The organism is Halorhabdus tiamatea SARL4B, from assembly GCF_000470655.1.
Taxonomy (GTDB): Archaea; Halobacteriota; Halobacteria; order Halobacteriales; family Haloarculaceae; genus Halorhabdus; species Halorhabdus tiamatea.
Genome location: NC_021921.1, coordinates 2,228,545 through 2,247,600, shown reverse-complemented (window position 1 = coordinate 2,247,600; position 19,056 = coordinate 2,228,545). Strand labels below are relative to the sequence as shown.

The 19,056-nt window shown below is 64.1% G+C and carries 13 protein-coding genes and 1 tRNA gene; 12 read left to right on the top strand and 2 right to left on the bottom strand.

Annotated features, from left to right (window positions below):
* Positions 1–181: 181 nt before the first annotated feature.
* Positions 182–2,107 carry a HAMP domain-containing protein gene (locus HTIA_RS11030; protein ID WP_008523801.1) on the bottom strand — a complete coding sequence of 642 codons (1,926 nt, stop codon included), beginning with the start codon at positions 2,105–2,107 and terminating at the stop codon, positions 182–184.
* Positions 2,108–2,418: 311 nt separating this feature from the next.
* On the opposite strand from HTIA_RS11030, the gene xylA reads away from it, so the two are divergent.
* From xylA to HTIA_RS10970, 12 genes are all read left to right on the top strand, one after another.
* Positions 2,419–3,735 (top strand): xylose isomerase, encoded by a 1,317-nt coding sequence (xylA, locus tag HTIA_RS11025; RefSeq protein WP_008523802.1) that lies wholly within the window; start codon positions 2,419–2,421, stop codon positions 3,733–3,735.
* Between the two features lie 120 nt (positions 3,736–3,855).
* Complete coding sequence (locus tag HTIA_RS11020; RefSeq protein WP_008523803.1) at positions 3,856–4,314, top strand: universal stress protein; 459 nt, start codon at positions 3,856–3,858, stop codon at positions 4,312–4,314.
* 115 nt (positions 4,315–4,429) lie between these two features.
* Positions 4,430–6,967 carry a beta-mannosidase gene (locus HTIA_RS11015; protein WP_008523804.1) on the top strand — a complete coding sequence of 846 codons (2,538 nt, stop codon included), beginning with the start codon at positions 4,430–4,432 and terminating at the stop codon, positions 6,965–6,967.
* A 102-nt stretch (positions 6,968–7,069) separates the two neighbouring features.
* Positions 7,070–8,584, top strand: a complete 1,515-nt coding sequence (locus tag HTIA_RS11010) for an MATE family efflux transporter (RefSeq protein WP_008523805.1) — start codon at positions 7,070–7,072, stop codon at positions 8,582–8,584.
* Positions 8,585–8,677: 93 nt separating this feature from the next.
* Positions 8,678–11,725, top strand: a complete 3,048-nt coding sequence (locus HTIA_RS11005; protein WP_008523808.1) for an FAD-binding and (Fe-S)-binding domain-containing protein — start codon at positions 8,678–8,680, stop codon at positions 11,723–11,725.
* A 106-nt stretch (positions 11,726–11,831) separates the two neighbouring features.
* Positions 11,832–13,193: a helix-turn-helix transcriptional regulator gene (locus tag HTIA_RS11000; RefSeq protein ID WP_008523810.1), complete on the top strand. Its 1,362-nt coding sequence runs from the start codon at positions 11,832–11,834 to the stop codon at positions 13,191–13,193.
* 82 nt (positions 13,194–13,275) lie between these two features.
* Positions 13,276–13,350: transfer RNA gene (locus HTIA_RS10995), tRNA-Glu, on the top strand.
* Between the two features lie 62 nt (positions 13,351–13,412).
* Positions 13,413–14,198, top strand: a complete 786-nt coding sequence (locus tag HTIA_RS16960) for a hypothetical protein (protein ID WP_008523811.1) — start codon at positions 13,413–13,415, stop codon at positions 14,196–14,198.
* On the top strand, positions 14,195–14,512 hold the full coding sequence (locus HTIA_RS10985) for a hypothetical protein (protein WP_008523812.1): 318 nt from the start codon (positions 14,195–14,197) through the stop codon (positions 14,510–14,512). The genes HTIA_RS16960 and HTIA_RS10985 overlap by 4 nt, the downstream gene beginning before the upstream one ends.
* Before the next feature lie 102 nt (positions 14,513–14,614).
* The gene (locus tag HTIA_RS10980; protein ID WP_008523814.1) at positions 14,615–14,929 is read left to right on the top strand and encodes a hypothetical protein; all 315 of its coding nucleotides are present in this window, start codon (positions 14,615–14,617) and stop codon (positions 14,927–14,929) included.
* 210 nt (positions 14,930–15,139) lie between these two features.
* Positions 15,140–15,478, top strand: a complete 339-nt coding sequence (locus HTIA_RS10975) for a hypothetical protein (RefSeq protein ID WP_148290953.1) — start codon at positions 15,140–15,142, stop codon at positions 15,476–15,478.
* Entirely contained in the window at positions 15,471–17,225 is a 1,755-nt protein-coding gene (locus tag HTIA_RS10970; protein ID WP_008523816.1) for a MarR family transcriptional regulator, read from the top strand. The genes HTIA_RS10975 and HTIA_RS10970 overlap by 8 nt, the downstream gene beginning before the upstream one ends.
* A 545-nt stretch (positions 17,226–17,770) precedes the next feature.
* Here the strand turns inward: HTIA_RS10970 and HTIA_RS10965 are convergent.
* Positions 17,771–18,853 carry a hypothetical protein gene (locus HTIA_RS10965; protein ID WP_008523817.1) on the bottom strand — a complete coding sequence of 361 codons (1,083 nt, stop codon included), beginning with the start codon at positions 18,851–18,853 and terminating at the stop codon, positions 17,771–17,773.
* Between the last annotated feature and the right edge of the window lie 203 nt (positions 18,854–19,056).

Here is a 19,056-nt window from a genome sequence, read left to right as displayed (position 1 = left end):
GGCTGCCCTCTCGCGAGCACCCTCAGTGGTCGAACCCGTCAAGTGACCAAGTAACGATACTCGGGCGTCGTTGCGCTCATCCAGACGGCCGAGCAAGAATACGAGCCGCCACAGTCGGTCGAAAACAGCCGATCAAACGATACCGAGGGGAGTGGGAGGGGCTCCGTTCTCCCTGATGTCCTTACTCGCCGTTCTCCTCCTCGTCACGCGGCCCGGTCGGGAAGTAGAACTCGTGTTCGGACTGGGTCTCGAAGCGATCCAGCACGTCGTGCAACGGCCCGGCGTACCGGATGAGGTCGTCGGCACGCTGTGAGACTTCGTTGAGTTCCGCGGCCTGTTCTTCGGCCGCACCCGCGACGCTCTCGGATTCTTCGAGCGTTTCCTCGGCGAGATCGACGACCGCCGCGACCGTCCGGGCCACCTCGTCGATCTGGGCGAGTTGGTCTTCGAAGTCGATATCGGGGTGCTCAGCAGCGAAGTCGTCGAGCCGTGCGGAGATCGCGTCGATCTCCTCGGAGATATCCTGGAGACGCTCTTGCTGCTCGTAGGCGTCGTCGGAGATGCGCTGGACCGAGTCGGCCACCTGCTCTGAGGCTTCTTGGACGCTATCGGCGGAGTTGAGCACGATCTCGCTGGACTCTTCGACCTCGTCGGCGAAGCTCTTGAGCTGGCCCGTAGTCTTCTCGAGTTCGTCGATCATCTCGTTGAACTCGCTGGCGATCCGGTCCATCGCCTCGTTCTCCCCGTCGATGTCCATCCGGCGAGTCAGGTCCCCGGCTGCACACCGCTCCATCGTCTGGCTGTACTCCTCGGCTTTCTCCTGGAGATACTCGCTCATCTCCATGGCTTCGGCCCGGGAGACCTCGGCCTCTTTCCGGGCCTGCTCGGCCTCGGAGATCTGCTCGCGGAGTGAATCTCGCATGTTTGCGAAGCCGTCGTAGAGCCGGCCGATCGAGTCGATCCGGGTAGAGTGAATCGGCACGTCGAGGTTCCCCGCTTCCATCTCCTCGACTTTCGCGCGGAGGCGGTCGAGTGCGCTCGCCGTCGAGTACCCCAGCGACGCGCCGACGAGAACGATCAGCAATACCCCGACGCCGACGACGAGTTGCCCACCTGTCGTGACGCTGTTGACCAAGGCGAACAGATCACTGGTCGGGGCGTGGGTAACGATCGCCCACTGCGTTTCGACCCCTCGAACCTCGATTGAAGCGTACCCGACGGCGTACTCCTCGTCGATGACAGACGGATTGTTCTCGATGATCCGGACGCCGGACCGTCGGTCGTCATCTCCTGTCGCCTGCTCGAACGCCAGCGCTACCGTCTCGCTGTTGCCGTACTCGCTTCCCACGCGAGAGTCGTCGGCGTTCTCCCCAGTCATGCGCGAGTCGATCTGGACCGTGCCGTCGGTGTTGATGGCCTGTGCGAAGTGGTTCGTTCGCGGGCTGTTCTCGATCGACTCGCCTACTTCATCGACAAAATATTCGACGACCAGAAACCGATTGCCTGAGTTCTTGACACGACTGGCGAAGCCGATGATCGTGTCCCCGTCTTTCCGATACACGTCTGACATGGAGACGCTTTCCGCGTCCGCGTTCTGGATGTCAGTGTCCAGGATCCAGGATTGTGGCGTCTCTGAGAGTGAGATCGGCAGGTCAGTCGCTGCCATCCCGGTAGATCGAGCGATGACTTGCGGTTGGTCGCCCGCGAAGGAGACGAGATGCATGCTCTCAGCACTACCGGTGAGCGGTGCGGACTGTTGGTTCAACGTCAGTTCTGCCTGCTGGGGATCCTCCCGTAACCCACTGTTCTGGGAGGCCAACTGGACCGAAACGGTGTTCCGTTTTACCCACTCCTCGACGATCGTCGCCTGCCGGTTCGCCAACTCTTCGTACTCCTGGTTGACGTTGTCCTCAACCTGTTCGGAGAGGGTACCCGTCGCCGTGAACCCGATCCCGGCAAGAAGCAACCCCATGATCGCCAAGACCAGGGCGAACTTCAGCGCGAAGCGCTTCCTGATGACGTCCGGAACGGCCGTCGCCAAGAGACGGCCGATTGCGCTACCCCCTGCGTCGTCATCCGTAGATTCAGTGTCTGGATCGTCACTCATAGTTTGTTATAAATTACCTGTTATGTACTGATGGTGCCTGCTATATTCATTGTTTTTATTCTCAATACTACAGATTCGACTATCGTCGTGGACATTTCTACTCCACTCGCATCAATAAAAAAGAGCAGGGGGTAGATTCAGCGCGCGAAGATTCCCTCCGGGAGTAGAGACGAAACCTCGTTTAGAAGACTCACGATTCCGGGCGACAGTGGCAACACTGTCAACGACCTATTGAATCACAGAGTACCGCAATATTCAAGTATCCACTTCGTGGATTTTTAGTGTGTCTGTACCACGGCACAGGTGACATTATGACTGAATACTTCCCTGAAATCGACGAGATCACGTACGAGGGACCGGATTCCGAAGATCCGCTTTCGTATAGCTATTATCAGCCGGACAAACAGGTCGGCGAGAAGACGATGGCCGAGCACCTCCGGTTCTCGGTGGCGTTCTGGCATACGCTGACCGAGGACGGCTCGGACCCGTTCGGGGCGGGGACGATGCAGCGGCCCTGGGACGACATCGACGACCCGATGGAGAAGGCCCACGCCCGTGTCGACGCCGGCTTCGAGTTCTTCGAGAAACTCGGCGTCCCGTACTTCTGTTTCCACGACCGCGACATCGCGCCGAAGGGCGAGAACCTCGCCGAGTCTAACGAAAATCTCGACGAGATCGTCGACCACGTCGAGGAGAAGATGGACGAGACGGGCGTCGAGTTGCTGTGGGGCACCTCCCAGCTGTTCATGGAGCCCAAATTCATGCACGGCGCGGCAACCTCACCGAACCCTGACGTCTTCGCTCACGCCGCGGGCCAGGTCAAGAAAGCGATGGAGGTCACCGAGCGCCTCGGCGGCGAGAACTTCGTCTTCTGGGGCGGCCGCGAAGGCTACAAGACGCTGCTGAACGCCGACATGGGCCGGGAACTCGACAACATGGGTCGGTTCTTCCGGATGGCCGCCGACTACGCCGACGACATCGGCTTCGACGGCCAGTTGCTCATCGAGCCAAAGCCCAAAGAGCCCACCAAACACCAGTACGACTTCGACGCCGCGAACGTCCTGGCGTTCCTGCGTGAGTACGGTCTGGAAGATCGCTTCAACCTCAACCTCGAGGCCAACCACGCGACGCTTGCGGGCCACACCTTCCGCCACGAACTCCAGTACGCCCGGATCAACGATTCGCTCGGCAGCGTCGACGCAAACCAGGGCGATAAGCTCATCGGCTGGGACACCGACGAGTTCCCGACCGACGTCTACATGACGACGCTGGCGATGTGGGAAGTCCTCGAGAACGACGGGCTCGCGCCGGGCGGCCTCAACTTCGACGCGAAGGTCCGGCGTGAATCCTTCGAGCCGGTCGACCTCTTCTACGGCCACGTCACCGGCATGGACACCTTCGCCCGTGGGCTCGAAGTCGCTCACGAACTCCGCGAGGACAACGTCTTCGAGGACGTCCTCGACGACCGCTACGGCTACGACGAGGGTATCGGTGCCGAGATCGCCGCGGAGTCGACCGACTTCGAGTCGCTCGCGGAGTACGCCCTGAACAACGACGGTATCGACCTGGAGTCGGGACGCCAGGAGAAGCTGAAGTCGGTCCTCAACCGCTACATCCTCGAATCCTGAGCGGTCACGGGCGATCTGATCTGCGACGTCGTTTGTTTTTGCGGCCTCACACGCCGGGGAAGACGCCGGTCCGAATCGGCGAGGGCAACACTTTAGTGTATTTTGTACGATGACACGCGTATGGAACGAGCACTAGTTGTCGTCGACGACACCGAAGCGAGCCTTGAGATGCTCCAGAAGGCCGGCGAAATCGCCGAGGGACTCGGCGCGAAGCTGTACCTCTTTGGGACTCTCGATCCCGAGGAGTTCGACGAGGCCAGAGAGACCCTCGACACGATCGGCGAGGTCGAGAACACGTCCTACACCGATTCGGACATCCTGAAAACGGTCCACAACTCGCTGAACGAAACCATCGAGGAGGTCTTCACCGAACCCGACTTCGAGTACGAGACCGTCGGCGCAGTCGCCGGCGAGGGCGACCGCGCGTCGAAAGTCATCGAGGCCGCCGAGAAGTTCGAGTGTGAGCACATCTTCCTGTCGGGCCGCAAGCGCTCGCCGACCGGGAAAGCGCTGTTCGGCGACACGGTCCAGTCTGTCCTGCTCGACTTCGACGGCGAAGTCACGGTCAACCTCCAGTGACGGAGAGGTCTTTTTCGGCCTGCGTCACCGTCGAGAGAGGCTCGTCTCTCCCGAGAGCAGCCGTCGCGTCTCACGCACCAACATTCATGGTGTCAGGGATCGAACCCGTGTAAATATGCAGAAAAAATTCCTCAACGGTCGCTGGGAGTTCCGCGAAACCGGCGGCGAATGGCGCGACGGGGCCGTTCCCGGTGGCGTCTATACGGATCTGCTCGCGAACGACGTGATCGACGATCCGCTCGAGGCCGACAACGAACTCGACGTCCAGTGGGTCGGTCGGACTGACTGGACCTATCGCCGGACGTTCGAGGTCGAGCCGTCGATGCTCGAGCACGATCGCGTCCTGTTGCAATTCGACGGCCTGGACACGGTCGCGACCGTTCGAGTCAACGGCGAGGTGGTCGGCGAGTCGGTCAACATGCACGTCGGCCACGAGTTCGACGTGGGCGAGGTACTGCAACCGGGTGACAACGAGATCCGAGTCGAGTTCCAGTCGCCGGTGGAGTACGCGCTCGAACAGAAAGAGTCCACTCCCTACGAGGTTCCCCATACCCACTACCCGGTCGAACAGCCGGGTCGGCCCTTCGTCCGGAAGGCCCAGTGTCACTTCGGGTGGGACTGGGGGCCGAGCCTGCCGACGATGGGAATCTACCGGGACGTTTCGCTGGTGGCGTACTCCAGTCCACGGATCACCCACACGACGACCGAGCAAGACCACGATGGCGAGGGGGTCGACCTGACCGTCCGAGTCGGCGTCGATGCGCCGAGAGCGGGCGAGTACGAACTGGCGGCGTCGGTCGCCGACGGCGAGACGACCGAGACGGTCGACCTGGACGAAGGAGAGCAGGACGTCTCACTCACGCTCGGCGTCGAAGACGTCGAGCTGTGGTGGCCAAACGGCTACGGCGACCAGCCGCTGTACGACCTCGCGGTGACGGTCACCGATCGAAATGGAGCCGGTGATCCGACCAGCCACACCGTGACCGACCGGCTGGGCTTTCGGGAACTCGAACTCGTGGTCGAACCCGATGCCGAAGGGGCGTCCTTTCAGTTCGAGGTCAACGACACCCCTGTTTTCGCGAAGGGAGCCAACACGATCCCCATCGCCCCGATGTACGGCGACGTGACCCGCGACCGGTACGAGCACCTCATCGAGAGCGCCGCGGAAGCGAACATGACGATGCTCCGGGTCTGGGGTGGCGGCTACTACGAGAACGACGCCTTCTACGAGTTGTGTGACGAACACGGCCTGCTGGTCTGGCAGGACATCATGTTCTCATGTTCGCTCCACCCTTCGGACGAGGACTTTCTGGAGACCGTCGAGCAAGAGGTCCGCTATCAGGTCCGTCGGCTGGCGAACCACGCCTCGATCGCGGTGTGGTGTGCGAACAACGAGAACGAGGAGGCCCTCTACAACTGGTTCGTCGACCACCCGGCCCACGACGAACACGTCGACGATTACGAGGCGCTCTACGAGGAGACCGTCGGGCCGACCTGCCGCGAAGAGGACCCCTCGCGGACCTTCTGGCCCGGATCACCCTCCAGCGGCCCCGACAGTGACGATCCCTACGCGTTCGGGTCGGGTGACGTCCACTACTGGGACGTCTGGCACGAAGGTCAGCCCTTCGAAGACTACTACACGACCGAGCCCCGGTTCGTTTCGGAGTTCGGCTATCAGTCGTTCCCGTCGGTCGACTCGTTGCGGACGGTGTTGCCGGACGACCAGTTGAACCCGACCGCCCCGCTGATGGAACACCACCAGCGCAACCCCGACGGGAACGCGACCATCCTCACCCGACTGGCCTCGTACTTCCGGGTGCCCTTCGACTTCGGAGATTTCGTCTATCTCTCACAGATTCTCCAGGCCGAGGCGATGTCGACCGCGATCGAACACTGGCGACGGCGCAAGCCGAAGACGATGGGCGCGCTGTACTGGCAACTCAACGACCTCTGGCCGGTCGCCTCCTGGGCGTCCATCGAATACGACGGACAGTGGAAGGCCCAGCAGTACGCCGCCCGCCGGCAGTTCGCACCGGTCCTCGTCTCGTTCCATCCCGAGTTCGAGGACGACACCGGCGGGGAGAACGCCCAGGCCGACGACGAAGACGAACGCGATTTCGGGGATGTCAGTGCGCAGACGCTGTGGCTCACCAGCGACGAGCCGCGGCCGCTCGCCGGCGAGATCGACCTCGAGGTGGTCACCTTCGACGGCGAGGTCGTCGACGAACGGGCCGTCGACGTGGACATCGAGCCACAGGAAAGCACGCCACTCGCGACGGTCGAACGGGCGGACCTCCCCGACGACGTCGACCCCGCCTCCGTGATGATCCGGGCCGAGTACGACGGGCCGGGCGAGTCCTATCCGGCGACGGCCTTCTTCGAGGACTACAAGGCGTTGGATCTGCCGACTGTCGACCTCGACGTGACGATCGACGGCGACGAAGTGACAGTCAGCGCGCCCGAGGGGGCCGCACTGTTCGTCGAGCTCGACGCCGGACCACTCGCGGGGTGGTTCACAGACAACTACGTCCACCTGCGGCCCGGCGAGACGCGGACCCTCGCCTTCGAGGCGCGTGAGAACCACCGCGACGGCCTGATCGAAGCGCGTCTCCGGCAACACCTCTCGACGAGACACCTCAGAGAGACGTACTAGCCGAGTCCTCGCCGAGGGGCTGTGACTGCGTCCAACCGCGGTTTGCTCGCCCGCCGTGCGTTTCGAAGGGTATTTAGACCACAGCGGCTGAACTATTTCTTCGTGGACGATTCCGGGCCGCAGACGAACGTGACGGAAGGGGGACTGCTCCGCCCGATGCTCGATATCGCGTGGCCGCTGGTGGTCTTTCAGCTGTTGAACGTCGCGTACAACGTGACTGATACGATCTGGCTGGGACACTACTCGGCCGACGCAGTCGGCGCGCTGAGCATCGCGTGGCCGCTGGTGTTCCTGTTTATCTCGGTCGCCGGCGGGTTCAACTCCGCGGGCGCAATCCTGGTCGCCCAGTACACTGGTGCGGACAGCGAAGGCTCGGCGGGCAAGGTGACGGGCAATCAGCTAACCTTCGTCATCGGTATGGCCGCGATTCTGGGCGTCCTCGGCTTTCTGCTCTCTGGTCAGTTGCTCGCACTGTTGCCATCGAGTGCGGGGACGACCGAGCGGATCATCCCGATGGCCAACGACTACATGGAGATCTTCTACCTCGGCCTGCCGTTCCTGTTTACCTTCTTCGTCTTCTCGACAGTCATGCGCGGGTACGGCGACACGAAGACGCCGATGTACGTCATGGCCGGCAGCGTCGCCCTCAACGTCGTGATCGACCCGATTCTCATCTTCGGGTTCGCCGGCAACCCGCTGTTCGCACCGCCGGGACTGGACGTGATCGGGGCGACACTCGCTGACCTGACGAGCTTTAGCGGGCTGGGGATCGGCGGGGCCGCACTCGCGACGGTCTCCTCGCGGGGGCTTGCGGCAGTCGTCGGCATCGGCCTGCTGTTCTTCGGCGGATACGGTCCCGACGTCCGGATCAAGCACCTGTGGCCGGACCTCGAGGTCATCCGGAAGATCGTCGACCTCGGCCTCCCGACGACGGCCGAACAGTCGGCTGCCGCACTCGGCCAGATCACGATGACTGCGATGGTGTCGATGTTCTCGCCCGCGGTCGTGGCCGCCTACGGCCTCACCAACCGGATCGGGACCATCGTCTTCCTGCCGTCGATGGGGCTGGGCCGGGCGACCAACACGATGGTCGGCCAGAACCTGGGGGCCGAAAAGCCCGATCGCGCCGAGCGGGCCACTTGGGTCGCCGCGAAGGCTGCCGTCGCCGTGCTCCTGATCGCGGCGGTCGTCGCTTTCGTCTTCCCCGAGCCGATCGTCGGCGTGTTCCTCGGGACTGGCACCGAGGAGGCGGCGATCACGCTCGCGTTCGCCGCGACGTATCTCCAGGTCAGGGCCGTCGAGTTCGGCTTCATGGGGCTGTTCCAGGTCATCCTCGGGGCGTTCCGCGGTGCGGGCAACACCCGGACGGCGATGGTCCTCTCGATCATCGCGCTGTGGCTGGGCCGTGTCCCGCTGGTGTATCTGCTGGCGGTCAACCCCGGATTCCTGAACGAACTGGGCATCTGGATCGGGTTCGCCGCCGGCGACATCATCGGCGGGATCGTCGCCGTGTTGTGGTTCACTCGCGGGACCTGGAAGGAAGCCGTCATCGAGAAGGCCGGTCCCGACGACGGCGAACCCCCGCCCGGAGAGGCCGACGCAGTCGAGACAGGCTGACCACTCCACTCCTTCCTCGAGACGAAGTCGGCGTCCCCACCGCCTCGCACAGAGAGCGTGACATTAATCTCGGTCGGGTCGCAGTGTAGGACCATGGGAACCAGTGACCAGGTCGGACCCGGGGTGCCGGGCGGAATCGATCCGGCCGCCGACAGTCGGGCCACGTACGATTACGTCAGCGACGACGTCCAGCGGCCGGGCCTCGTCAGCGACCTCGAGGAGCGCATCGCTGGCGACGTTCGCTTCGACGAGTACTCCCGGCAACTGTACGCGACTGACGCGAGTGCCTACGAAGTGTTACCGATCGGCGTCGTCTTCCCGCGCTCGACCGACGACGTCGCGAGCGTCGTCGAATACTGCGCCGCCCGCGAGATCCCCGTCCTCCCACGCGGCGGCGGCACGAGCCTCGCCGGCCAGACGGTCAACGAGGCCGTCGTCCTGGATTTCACCCGGTACATGGACAACGTGCTCGAGACGGATCCTGACGCCGCCCGGGCTCGCGTCCAGGCCGGAACCTACATCGGCGACATGAACGCGGCCTTCGCCGAGCACGACCTGAAGTTCGCGCCGGATCCCGCCTACGGCGACAAGAGCGCGGTCGCGGGTGCGATCGGCAACAACTCCACCGGGTCACACTCGCTGAAGTACGGCAAAACCGACGCCTACGTCGAGTCGGTCGAGGTCGTCCTCGCCGACGGCACCGTGACGGAGTTCGGCGAAGTGACGCTGGCGGAACTCGATGACAAAGCCGACCCCGACGGCGACCTCGAAGCCCGCATCTACGCCGAGGTGAGCCGCATCCTCGACGAAGAGACCGAAACCATCGACGAGATCTTCCCGGATCTGAAGCGCAACGTCTCTGGATACAACCTCGACCGACTCGTCGACGAGGCCGCAGACGGATCGGTCAACCTCGCACGCCTGCTGGCAGGCAGCGAGGGAACCCTCGCCGTGATCACCGAGGCGGAGGTCTCCTTGGAGCCAGTACCCGAGACCAAGTCGATCGCGCTGCTGGCGTACGCGGACCTCATCGACGCGATGGAGGACGTCTCGATCATTCTCGAACACGACCCCTCCGCACTCGAGGTGCTCGACGACACACTGCTGGAACTCGCCGGCAAGACCGAGGAGTTCGGCCCGCTAGTCGCGGAGATGGTGCCCGAGGGGACCGGCGCGATGTTGCTGGTGGAGTTCTACGCCGACAGCGACGAGGAAGGCCGCCAGAAAGTCGCCGACCTGATCGCCGATCGGGTGCCCGACGGCGAGAGCGAGCTGGATCCGAGCGAGGGGGCCAGCGAAATCACCGACGACCCACACTACGCATTCGACGCCCAGGAGGCCCACGACGACGACGAACGCAAGCGATTCTGGAAACTCCGCAAGAGCGGCAACCCGATCCTCCTGGGGCGGACGACCGACGCGAAACACATCAGCTTCATCGAAGACACCGCCGTCCCGCCGGAGAACCTCCCCGAGTACGTCGCGGACTTCCAGGATCTCCTCGAAGACGTCGGGACGTTTGCGGCCTTCTACGCCCACGCTGGCCCAGGGTGTCTCCACATCCGCCCGCTCGTGAACACCAAGACGACCGAGGGCATCGAACAGTTCGAGGCCATCGCCGAGGGGGCGACCGACCTGGTCGTCGAGTACGGCGGCAGCGTCTCCGGCGAGCACGGCGACGGTCGCGCTCGCTCGCAGTTCAACCGCAAGCTCTACGGCGAGGACCTCTGGGGGACCTTCGAGGACCTGAAGACCGCCTTCGACCCAGACTGGCTGCTCAACCCCGGGAACGTCTGTGGCGATCACGACATGACCGAGAACCTCCGGTTCAGCCCGGAGTACGACTTCGAACTCGGGTTCGATCCGGTTCTCGAATGGGACAACGACAACGGCATGCAGGGCATGGTCGAACTCTGTCACGGGTGTGGCGGCTGTCGCGGCCCCCAGGACACCACCGGCGGGGTGATGTGCCCGACCTTCCGGGCCAGCGAGGAGGAGATCACCTCCACACGCGGCCGGGCGAACATGCTCCGGCAGGCCATGAGCGGCGACCTCCCCGACGACGTCACCGACGAGGCGTTCATGACGGAGGTGCTCGACCTCTGTGTCGGGTGTAAGGGCTGTGCGAAGGACTGCCCGAGCGAGGTCGACATGGCCAAACTCAAGGCGGAAGTCAGCCACCAGCACCACCAGGAGCACGGCTCGAGCCTCCGGGACAAGGTCTTCGGGAACGTCGACCGACTGCTCCCGCTGGGAAGCGCGCTGGCTCCGATCTCCAACTGGGCACAGCGACTGCCAGGTCAGGGCCTCATCCAGGAGAAGGTTCTCGGGATCGCCCGCGAGCGGTCGTTCCCCACCTTCTACCGGGAGACGTTCGTCGACTGGTTCGCGAGTCACGAGCCAGCAGTCTCGGTAGCCGAGGCCGACCAGAAGGTGTTGCTGTTCCCCGACACGTTCTCGAACTACAACCGCCCGCAGGCCGGGAAAGCCGCCGTTCGCGTCCTCGAAGCGGCCGGTGTCCACGTGGACGTGCCAGACGACGTCGTCGACAGCGGTCGTGCGGCCCACTCGAAGGGCTTCCTCGAGAAGGCCAAGCGACACGCCGAGGACAACGTCGAGACGCTCGCCCCGAAGGTCGGGGAGGGATGGGACGTCGTCAGCGTCGAGCCCTCGGTCGCCGTGATGTTCCAGCTCGACTACCTCGATCTGCTGTCCGGCCCCGACGCCGAGACGGTCGCGAACAACACCTACGGGATCTTCGAGTACCTCGACACCCACGACCTCGTCGGCGACCTCGACGTCGATCCGAACGCGCGCCCGCTGACCTACCACGGTCACTGCCACCAGAAGGCAATCAAGAAGGACCACTACACCGCCGACGTCCTCGACACCGTCGGGTTCACCGTCGACGAACTCGACAGTAGCTGCTGTGGGATGTCCGGGTCGTTCGGCTACGAAGCCGAACACTACTCGCTCAGCCAGTCGATGGCCGACATCCTCTTCGACCAGATCGAAGACAGTTCCGGCGAGCGCGTCATCGCTCCCGGGGCCTCCTGTCGCCATCAGATCGGCGAACACGAGGGGGCAAGCGACGACCCGCCACACCCCATCGAAGTACTCGCTGAAGGCCTCGAAGCCTGAGAGAACCGTCGATTCAAACCGACCTCTTCTGAAACGTTGGCGAGATACCGTCTCGACCGGCGGAGACACAGTGTTTTTATGCTGTCGTGGGGTCAATTCGAGGTAGATGTCTGAACGGGCAGCGGCGGTTGTCTCTCTGCTGGTGATCGTCGGGTTGACGGCCCCGATCGTGATCGCGAGCGGGTCGCTCGGGGTCGAATCGGGGGAAGTCGATGCAGCCACGGAGAACGTCGCCGTCCCTGAATCCGGTCCGGACGCAAACAGTCGGGACGACCCCCTGGCCACAGAGTCGCCACTTGCCATCGGTGACGACCGATTCGATCGAACACTCTTCGAGATCACGGTCTACGAGAACCGCTCGGCCCGGTGGCGTTTTCAGTTCACCCAGCAGCTAAACGACACGAACGAGGCGGACTTCGATGCCTACGCGGCCGAGTTCCGCGAAAACGAGACGGAACTCTACCGGGGATTCGTCGCCAGCGCCCAGGAGTTGACCCGGACCGGGACGAACGTGACTGGACGGGAGATGAACGCCACCAAGTTCTCGCGTGACGCCTACACCGGGAGCTTCGACAACCTCGGGGTCGTCGAGATGTCGTTCGTCTGGACGAACTTCGCCGAGCCCCGAAACGGGGGCAGCGTCGTCGGCGACGTCTTCGAGGGGGGACTCGCCATCAACGCGGACCAGCGACTCCGCATCGTGGCTGGCCCGTCGCTCACGATCGACGGCGACAGCGTCGACCCGCTGCCGTCGAACACCACCGCGGGAACACTGACCGGAGCGGACGCTGTCGAGTGGGTCGGCGAGTACGTCTTCGCGGACCAGCGGCCGCGCGTGGCGTTCGATCCCGTCGCCGCGGAGACGACGACCGCCACCAGCGCAGTGACGACGACGGCTGGGGCTGAAGAGCAGCCAACAGACCGGACGACTAGCGAACACACCGGGACGACGACCTCGTCGAACGCGACCACTGACGGCCCTGACGCTGACACCGACGGGACGACGGTCGCTGCCGACGGGATGGGTGGTATCGGAGTCGACTGGATGGTCGTCGGTCTCGTGGCGATCACGCTCGTCGTCGTGATCGGAACCTGGCGGCTGGGATATTTCGACGTCGGCGAGGAAAGCGGTGGGTCGGCCGGCGACGCCGGAACCGACGACGGTGGCTCGGGAGACGGTGGAGCAGCGGCCGACGCGGGCGGATCGGCAGTCACCGACGCCGCGCTGGTGAGTGACGACGACCGGGTTCGGCAACTGCTCGAAGACAACGGCGGCCGGATGAAACAGACGGAGATCGTCGAGGCGACCCAGTGGTCGAAGTCCAAGGTGAGCATGCTGCTCTCGGAGATGGAAGACGAGGGGAAGGTCACGAAGCTCCGGGTCGGCCGGGAGAACATCGTGAGTCTTCCCGGGTCCGAGCCGGAAGCCGCGCGTTCGCCGTTCGAGGACCTCGACGACGAAAAGTGAGACGGAGACGGGCGTGGGATCGAGTGGCGTAATCGATCGAAAGCGGAACCGTTAAACCCGTTTCATCGCAACAGTAGAATGCGCTCCGGTGGTGTAGTCCGGCCAATCATCTTGCCCTCTCACGGCAAGGACCAGGGTTCAAATCCCTGCCGGAGCATACCCCTCTTTGTTCAAATCCGGCAGTAGTAACGCCGGTGTCGGCGCAGGAGGTGCGTCGGCGTGAGTCGGGCCGTCCAGCCCGGCGAGATCCGGGCCGAGCGTGGTGTCGTCGCCCGGTCACAGTACGCCGATCGTGTCCACCGACCCGATCCCGACAGTGACGATCCCCGGCCGGCCTGCCAGGAGGCCGAGATTGCGCAGGCCGACGAGTACCGGGACGTCGCCGTCAGTGCCGTAACGCCACACTACCGGCCGTGTGGAAACCCGCAGTGCTTCGGCCGTCGCGACGACACGGCACGCCACCTCTGGCACGGGCCGCTCGCAAATCGGCCACTCCGGATCCAGACCTTCCACATCGCGGCGACCTACCTGTCGTTCTACGAGCCGCCACTCACGCGCCGGCAGGTCCACGCGCTGCTCGCCGTCGAGTCGACCGAGCGCTCGATCCAGCGCGGGTTGCAAGACGCCCTGGCGCTGGGGTGGCTCGCTCGCGGGCCACGCGCCCACCAGTACGAGTCCGGGCCACTGACCGCACTCTTCGACGATCACACCCCGGGGGGTCGACAATATTGGCGCGATAGTGTTACCTCACCGTCACGACGCGTCCGTGGCTACCACGGGGCCGTCGTCGCAGCGCTGACCGGCGAGACACCGGTGACGAGTAGGGTCGTCGCCGATCGTCTCGACGTCAGCGGTGAGCGAACGCTGCAACGTGGCCTGCGTGACGCCCGGGCCGCCGGGTGGCTGGTCTGGGACGAGCAAGCGAGTGCATACTACCAGGGGCCGCTCGCGGGCGCGATCGGGCCGTCTGACCCCCACCCGCATGCGGGGGGTGGTGAGCGGTGATCGACAGTCTCGTGATCGGACTGGCCTACGCGCTGGCGTTCGTGGCCCTCATCGAGGTCTCCAAGCGGTATCTCCCCGCGCCCGTCCTGCGGCGGCTGGCAGTCGTCAAACGCGCGTATCTCGCACCGTTCCGGTGGCTCACGCCCGATCGCGTCTATCGACTCTGGTACGAGACCGGGGTGATGGACGCCGAGAGCTACCGCTGGTTCCAACAGCAGGGGTACATCGGCGACGATCTCGATCCGGCGTACATTCAGCGGACGCACTCTGCGGACGGGGAGAACCACCATGATGCGGGGGGTGATGAGCGGTGAGCCACTACGACGTCGATCTCGACGACATCGGCGTGCCCGACGGCGAGGGCGAGACGTGGGCCGAGGCTGCCGCACGATTGCGACGCTCGGGAGGTGATTCTCGTGGCGAGTGAGAGTACCCAGATCCCCGAGGACGCGCGCGCCTTGACTCGCCGCCGTCGCGAGGAACGGGTCGACGCCGTGATCGAGCTGCCCTTCGGCGAGCGCGTGACTGTCGCGTGCCCCGTCTGTGGCAAGTCCAAGGATGTCGGGATCTACGTTCCACCAGCGAAATCGCCGTCATGGACGTCCTGCTGGAACTGGGACTGTGATGCGTTCCTGAAACTCCAGTCCGACGGGACGGAGGCGTCGATGGACCCGGAGGACGTCCAGACCGGGCTCGATAGATTCGCCGCTGCTGGAGGTGTCGAGTCGTGACCCGCGACCCAAAGTCGGGCCGCGGCGACTGTGGACGAAGCCCTACCTTCGTCCGCGCATCCGAACTCTACGATGTCGAGCAGGGCGAGCGGGTGTCGGTCCAGTGGACGTTCCCTCCAACCGAAGGAGGAGGGGGTGCGCCATGACGCTCGCTATCGACGTTTTAGAGCCGTTGTCCCGTAAATCCACCGGACTTGGGGGGTGGCTGGCGTGACGATCTCGCAGTCGAACCCGCAGGCGCTCCCGCGGGTCGCGGTCGTCGCGCCCGACGTCGAGGTGTACGACACCCTCGCCGTCTACTGTCCGCTGTGCGGGCAGGCACTCGAGGAGTGGGGGACGCCCCGCGTGCCGACGACACTCCTCGCGCCCACCTTCGAAGCCGACGAGGTCCCCGTGTTCGGCTACCGGTGTCCGCACCACCGACGCGAGGACGTGATCGTCCCGGCCCCCGCCGTGATCGCGCCGGAGTCCTACCGCCGTGTCGAGGCCACTCTCGACGGCGTCGACGAACTGACCGTGGCGCTCCCGCCGGTGATCGACGATGAGTAGGGCATCGTCGACCCCAGGCTCTACACAGGACATCGGGCCGGCCGGACAGACTACGCTCGCCACCGAAGGCGACGAGCCGCCCGCCTGTGCCGCCGGCACGTACGACGAACTCGACTACCCCGATCCGATCGCCCACGGCCAGGGTGTCGAGGTGGTCATCAACGACCACACCGACGATCGCGAGGACTCCGCGTACAAGCGACTGTGGCGGGCCTGGCGCGAGCATGTCGGCGAACCCGACAATGAGCCGTACGTCCTACTCGAGGACGTCCACGAGCGGGTTGACTGGTTGCACGACGATTTCCCAGCCCATCTCGTGCTCAAATCGAAGGGCTGGAAGGTCGGCGAGCGCGCCGGCGACGACGGCGTCGAAGGACAACGCTACGAGTACAGCCTGCAGGTCGCCCGCTACGATCCCGAGGCAGACGTCGCGGATCCCGCCGCCGCGATCGACGACGGGCTCCGCACGCCCGTCTCCTTCCAGTCCTGGATCCAGCCCCAGAACGAGGCTCTCGTCCACAAGGACGGCAACCCACTGATCTGCCAGTACGGCGAGGGGACGAAGTTCCGGACCCAGACCACCTACGCCGAGGCCGACGAGGCCCTCGTCCGGACGATCCAGATCGTCACGCTCGCGATGGCCGCGCTCGATCGTGAGTCGCCCGCGTGGGAGACGATGAACCGAGACTCCTGGCGAGTCTGGAAGGGCGAGGTTCACCACCGCATCCCCTCAGAGATGATGAGTGCCGTCGTGAGTCGGCTGCGCTCGATGCGGACGCTAATCGAGTTCGGTGGGTCGGGTGACGCCGACGGTGGCGGGCGCTACCGGAACGGGGCCGCCGTCGAGGAACGGGTCGTCTCGGACATGTTCGACCGGATCGGCTTCGCCGGCTTCGCCGCGCGCGAGGGCTACAAGCTGGGGCTGAAGGTCTATCGCGTCGCCGGGACGCCACGGGACAGTCGCCTCGCAGAGCCGAAGCTCGAGGCCTTCTTCGCCGGCACGGACGACGGCACGAAGTTGCCCCACGTCGACGAGTGGCTGGCGCTGCGGGCGACACTGCGGCAGTTGGTCAACACCGTCGCGATCCGCAGCGGGATCGAGCACTACCGCCTGCAGCCCGACGACTACTACCAGCCCGACGAGCGGGAGATGATCGAGACGGTCGTCCCGACGGGCTGGCGACAGGCCATGCAGGAAGCCAACGAAGAACGCGAGCGTCGGATTCTGAAGACCTGCTACAGTAGCCTCACGAAGGCCCGCTGGGACGTCCTCTGGGTGGTCGCAACCCAGGACGGCGCGACCTACGACCAGCTCGTCGAGGCCACCGGCTACTCGCGCGATTACGTGCGCGAGATCGTCCGGGAGTTCGAGGAGGAAGACGTCCTCCGGCGGACCACCTACCCGCGGTTGGTCGTCTTCCACAACGAGGAGTTACGACTCAACTCCCGGGAGAAACTGCAGGAAGTCCACCCCGATCGTGATCTCCAGGACATCCGCGAGGCTGCCGAGGAGCGGCGCGAACAGCGGCGCGAGCAGCAGGCCCAGGCCGACGAGGACAGTGAGGCTCCCGATGGGAACGACGATCGCGACCAGGCGGCCAGCGACGAGCAGGCCGATCGCGATCGCTGGGTGCGCGTCGATCAGTTGGTCTATTCGGCCGCCGATATCGGCCGGTACCTCGAACGCGGCGACATCGACGCGACGGACGCAAAGATCCGCGTCGACGGTTACGACTGGATCGGTTGACGATCGTCTTCCCCCTGGAATCGCCCGGGGTCGATAGCCGCTGCACTCGTCTGTTCTTCGATTTTTCGGCGTTCGTACCAGTTTGTTTTCTAATCTCTGCTTGTGTGTTCATATTGTCTATCATTTTGCCGTGTATTCTACTTGGCCAGCGCCCTCGAGGCGACCCGATCGTCGCGATCGCCAGGTTTTGCGCTTCGCGGTCGTTTCCCAACGCGCCTGTTTTCTCGGTCGTCAGGACTTCTTTTCAGCAATTCGGCGTTGCATCCGGGCCACCCGGTCCCCACCTGTCCTTAGGGTAGTTGCCCCTAAGGGGCAGGTCCAATTGCGCGCCTCGCATACCGCTCGGCGCGCTCGTGGACCGGTCAAACGGTATTGGTGTCCGGTAGACGTAGTGAACGTGGGGATGCGGTGGTGGGGGCAATCGGGGGCGGATTGTCCCAGCTGGCCTTACGGTAGGTCCGCAACTCGAGCTGACGATCGGTATCGGCACGATTGTGGCGATTGTCGGTTAGAACCCGCTCGATCGGCCGTTGATCCCGGTCTTCTCACGTTTCCGCGTCCGTCGCCTTGTCGAAGATAATTTCGAACTGGACGGTCTCGTCGCAGTTTTGCCGCAACTCCAGCTCAGCGTAGGTATCCATCGACACCTTGGCGAGGTAGAGTTTGAGGCCACTCTTTCGCTCGATCGGTTCGAAGATTGCGGCTTCGACCGCTGGTGGGAGTTCCGCAGGGGTGGCGGTCACTTGGCACGTGATCGTGTCAGCCGTCGAAGTACACGTACACGTGATCGTGCCGTCCTCATGCATCACTGACGCCAGTGCCTCGACGAGAAGTGCAAGGTCGTTCTCGATGCCATCGCCAACACAGACCACCTTGCCCGCAGGCGGTGTATCGATCGTGACCGGCGCGCTGATCTCTGCCCGTGCTATCGCCGCCTCGAACACGGCTTGTAAGTCAGAGACAGTCGAACACGAATCTTCTTCCTCCCGGAGAGACGGCCCGAGGCGATCGACGTGCGTGCCGATCGTCGCGATCGTTTGCATGCGATCTGCAATCGTATCCAGATGGAGGTGTGCATCGTCCCGAACAGCTGAGCGGAGCTGGTCGATGCGATAGTTGATGACCGTCACGGAGTTGAGAATGTAGTGACGCAGGACCGTATTCAGTTGATTCCAGTACTCTTGCTCGTTCTCGAGTGCTTCGAGACGGGCCTCGGCCCGTGCGGCCGTCTCCGCGTTGGCGAGTGCTCGCGCGCCGTAGGAGCCGGCGATCGCGCCGAACAGCAAGCCCGTCCCGACGTTGACCTGGAGAATATGGACGAGTTCGCTTCGAGTTATCCGTTCTTGCACGAGGGGCTGAGTGATGATCGTTTCCGCAGTGAGAACCACACACCCGCCGACTGTCCAGCCGAGGATACGGCGGATTTGCGCTGGCTCGAACGATCGCTGAGAGTGCCAATAGCCAGTGTAGATCAGGCCAGTACCGACGCCGCCGGTAACGAGGAGGTTGCTCACGATGTGGAATCGAGGGATCGTCGAAAGATCGGCCGTGAGGAACTGCGTGAGCGCGAGTGCAACGAACCCGACGCCGACCGCTGTGAACAGATACGACAATCGCCCCGAATCCATAGTGATCAAATTTGATAAGGAGAGGTGAAAAAGCTATGCTCGGCACGACGGTGACCCGGACGGGATCTGGCCGACACTCATCCTACCCTAGCGGCACGATCACGGCGATCGCCGTGGCCAACCCACCCAATCGCCAGCTGATCGCAGCTGACCTCCCCCATCCGGTGAATCGGGACCCCCGGCGTTCAGAATTTCGCCCATGC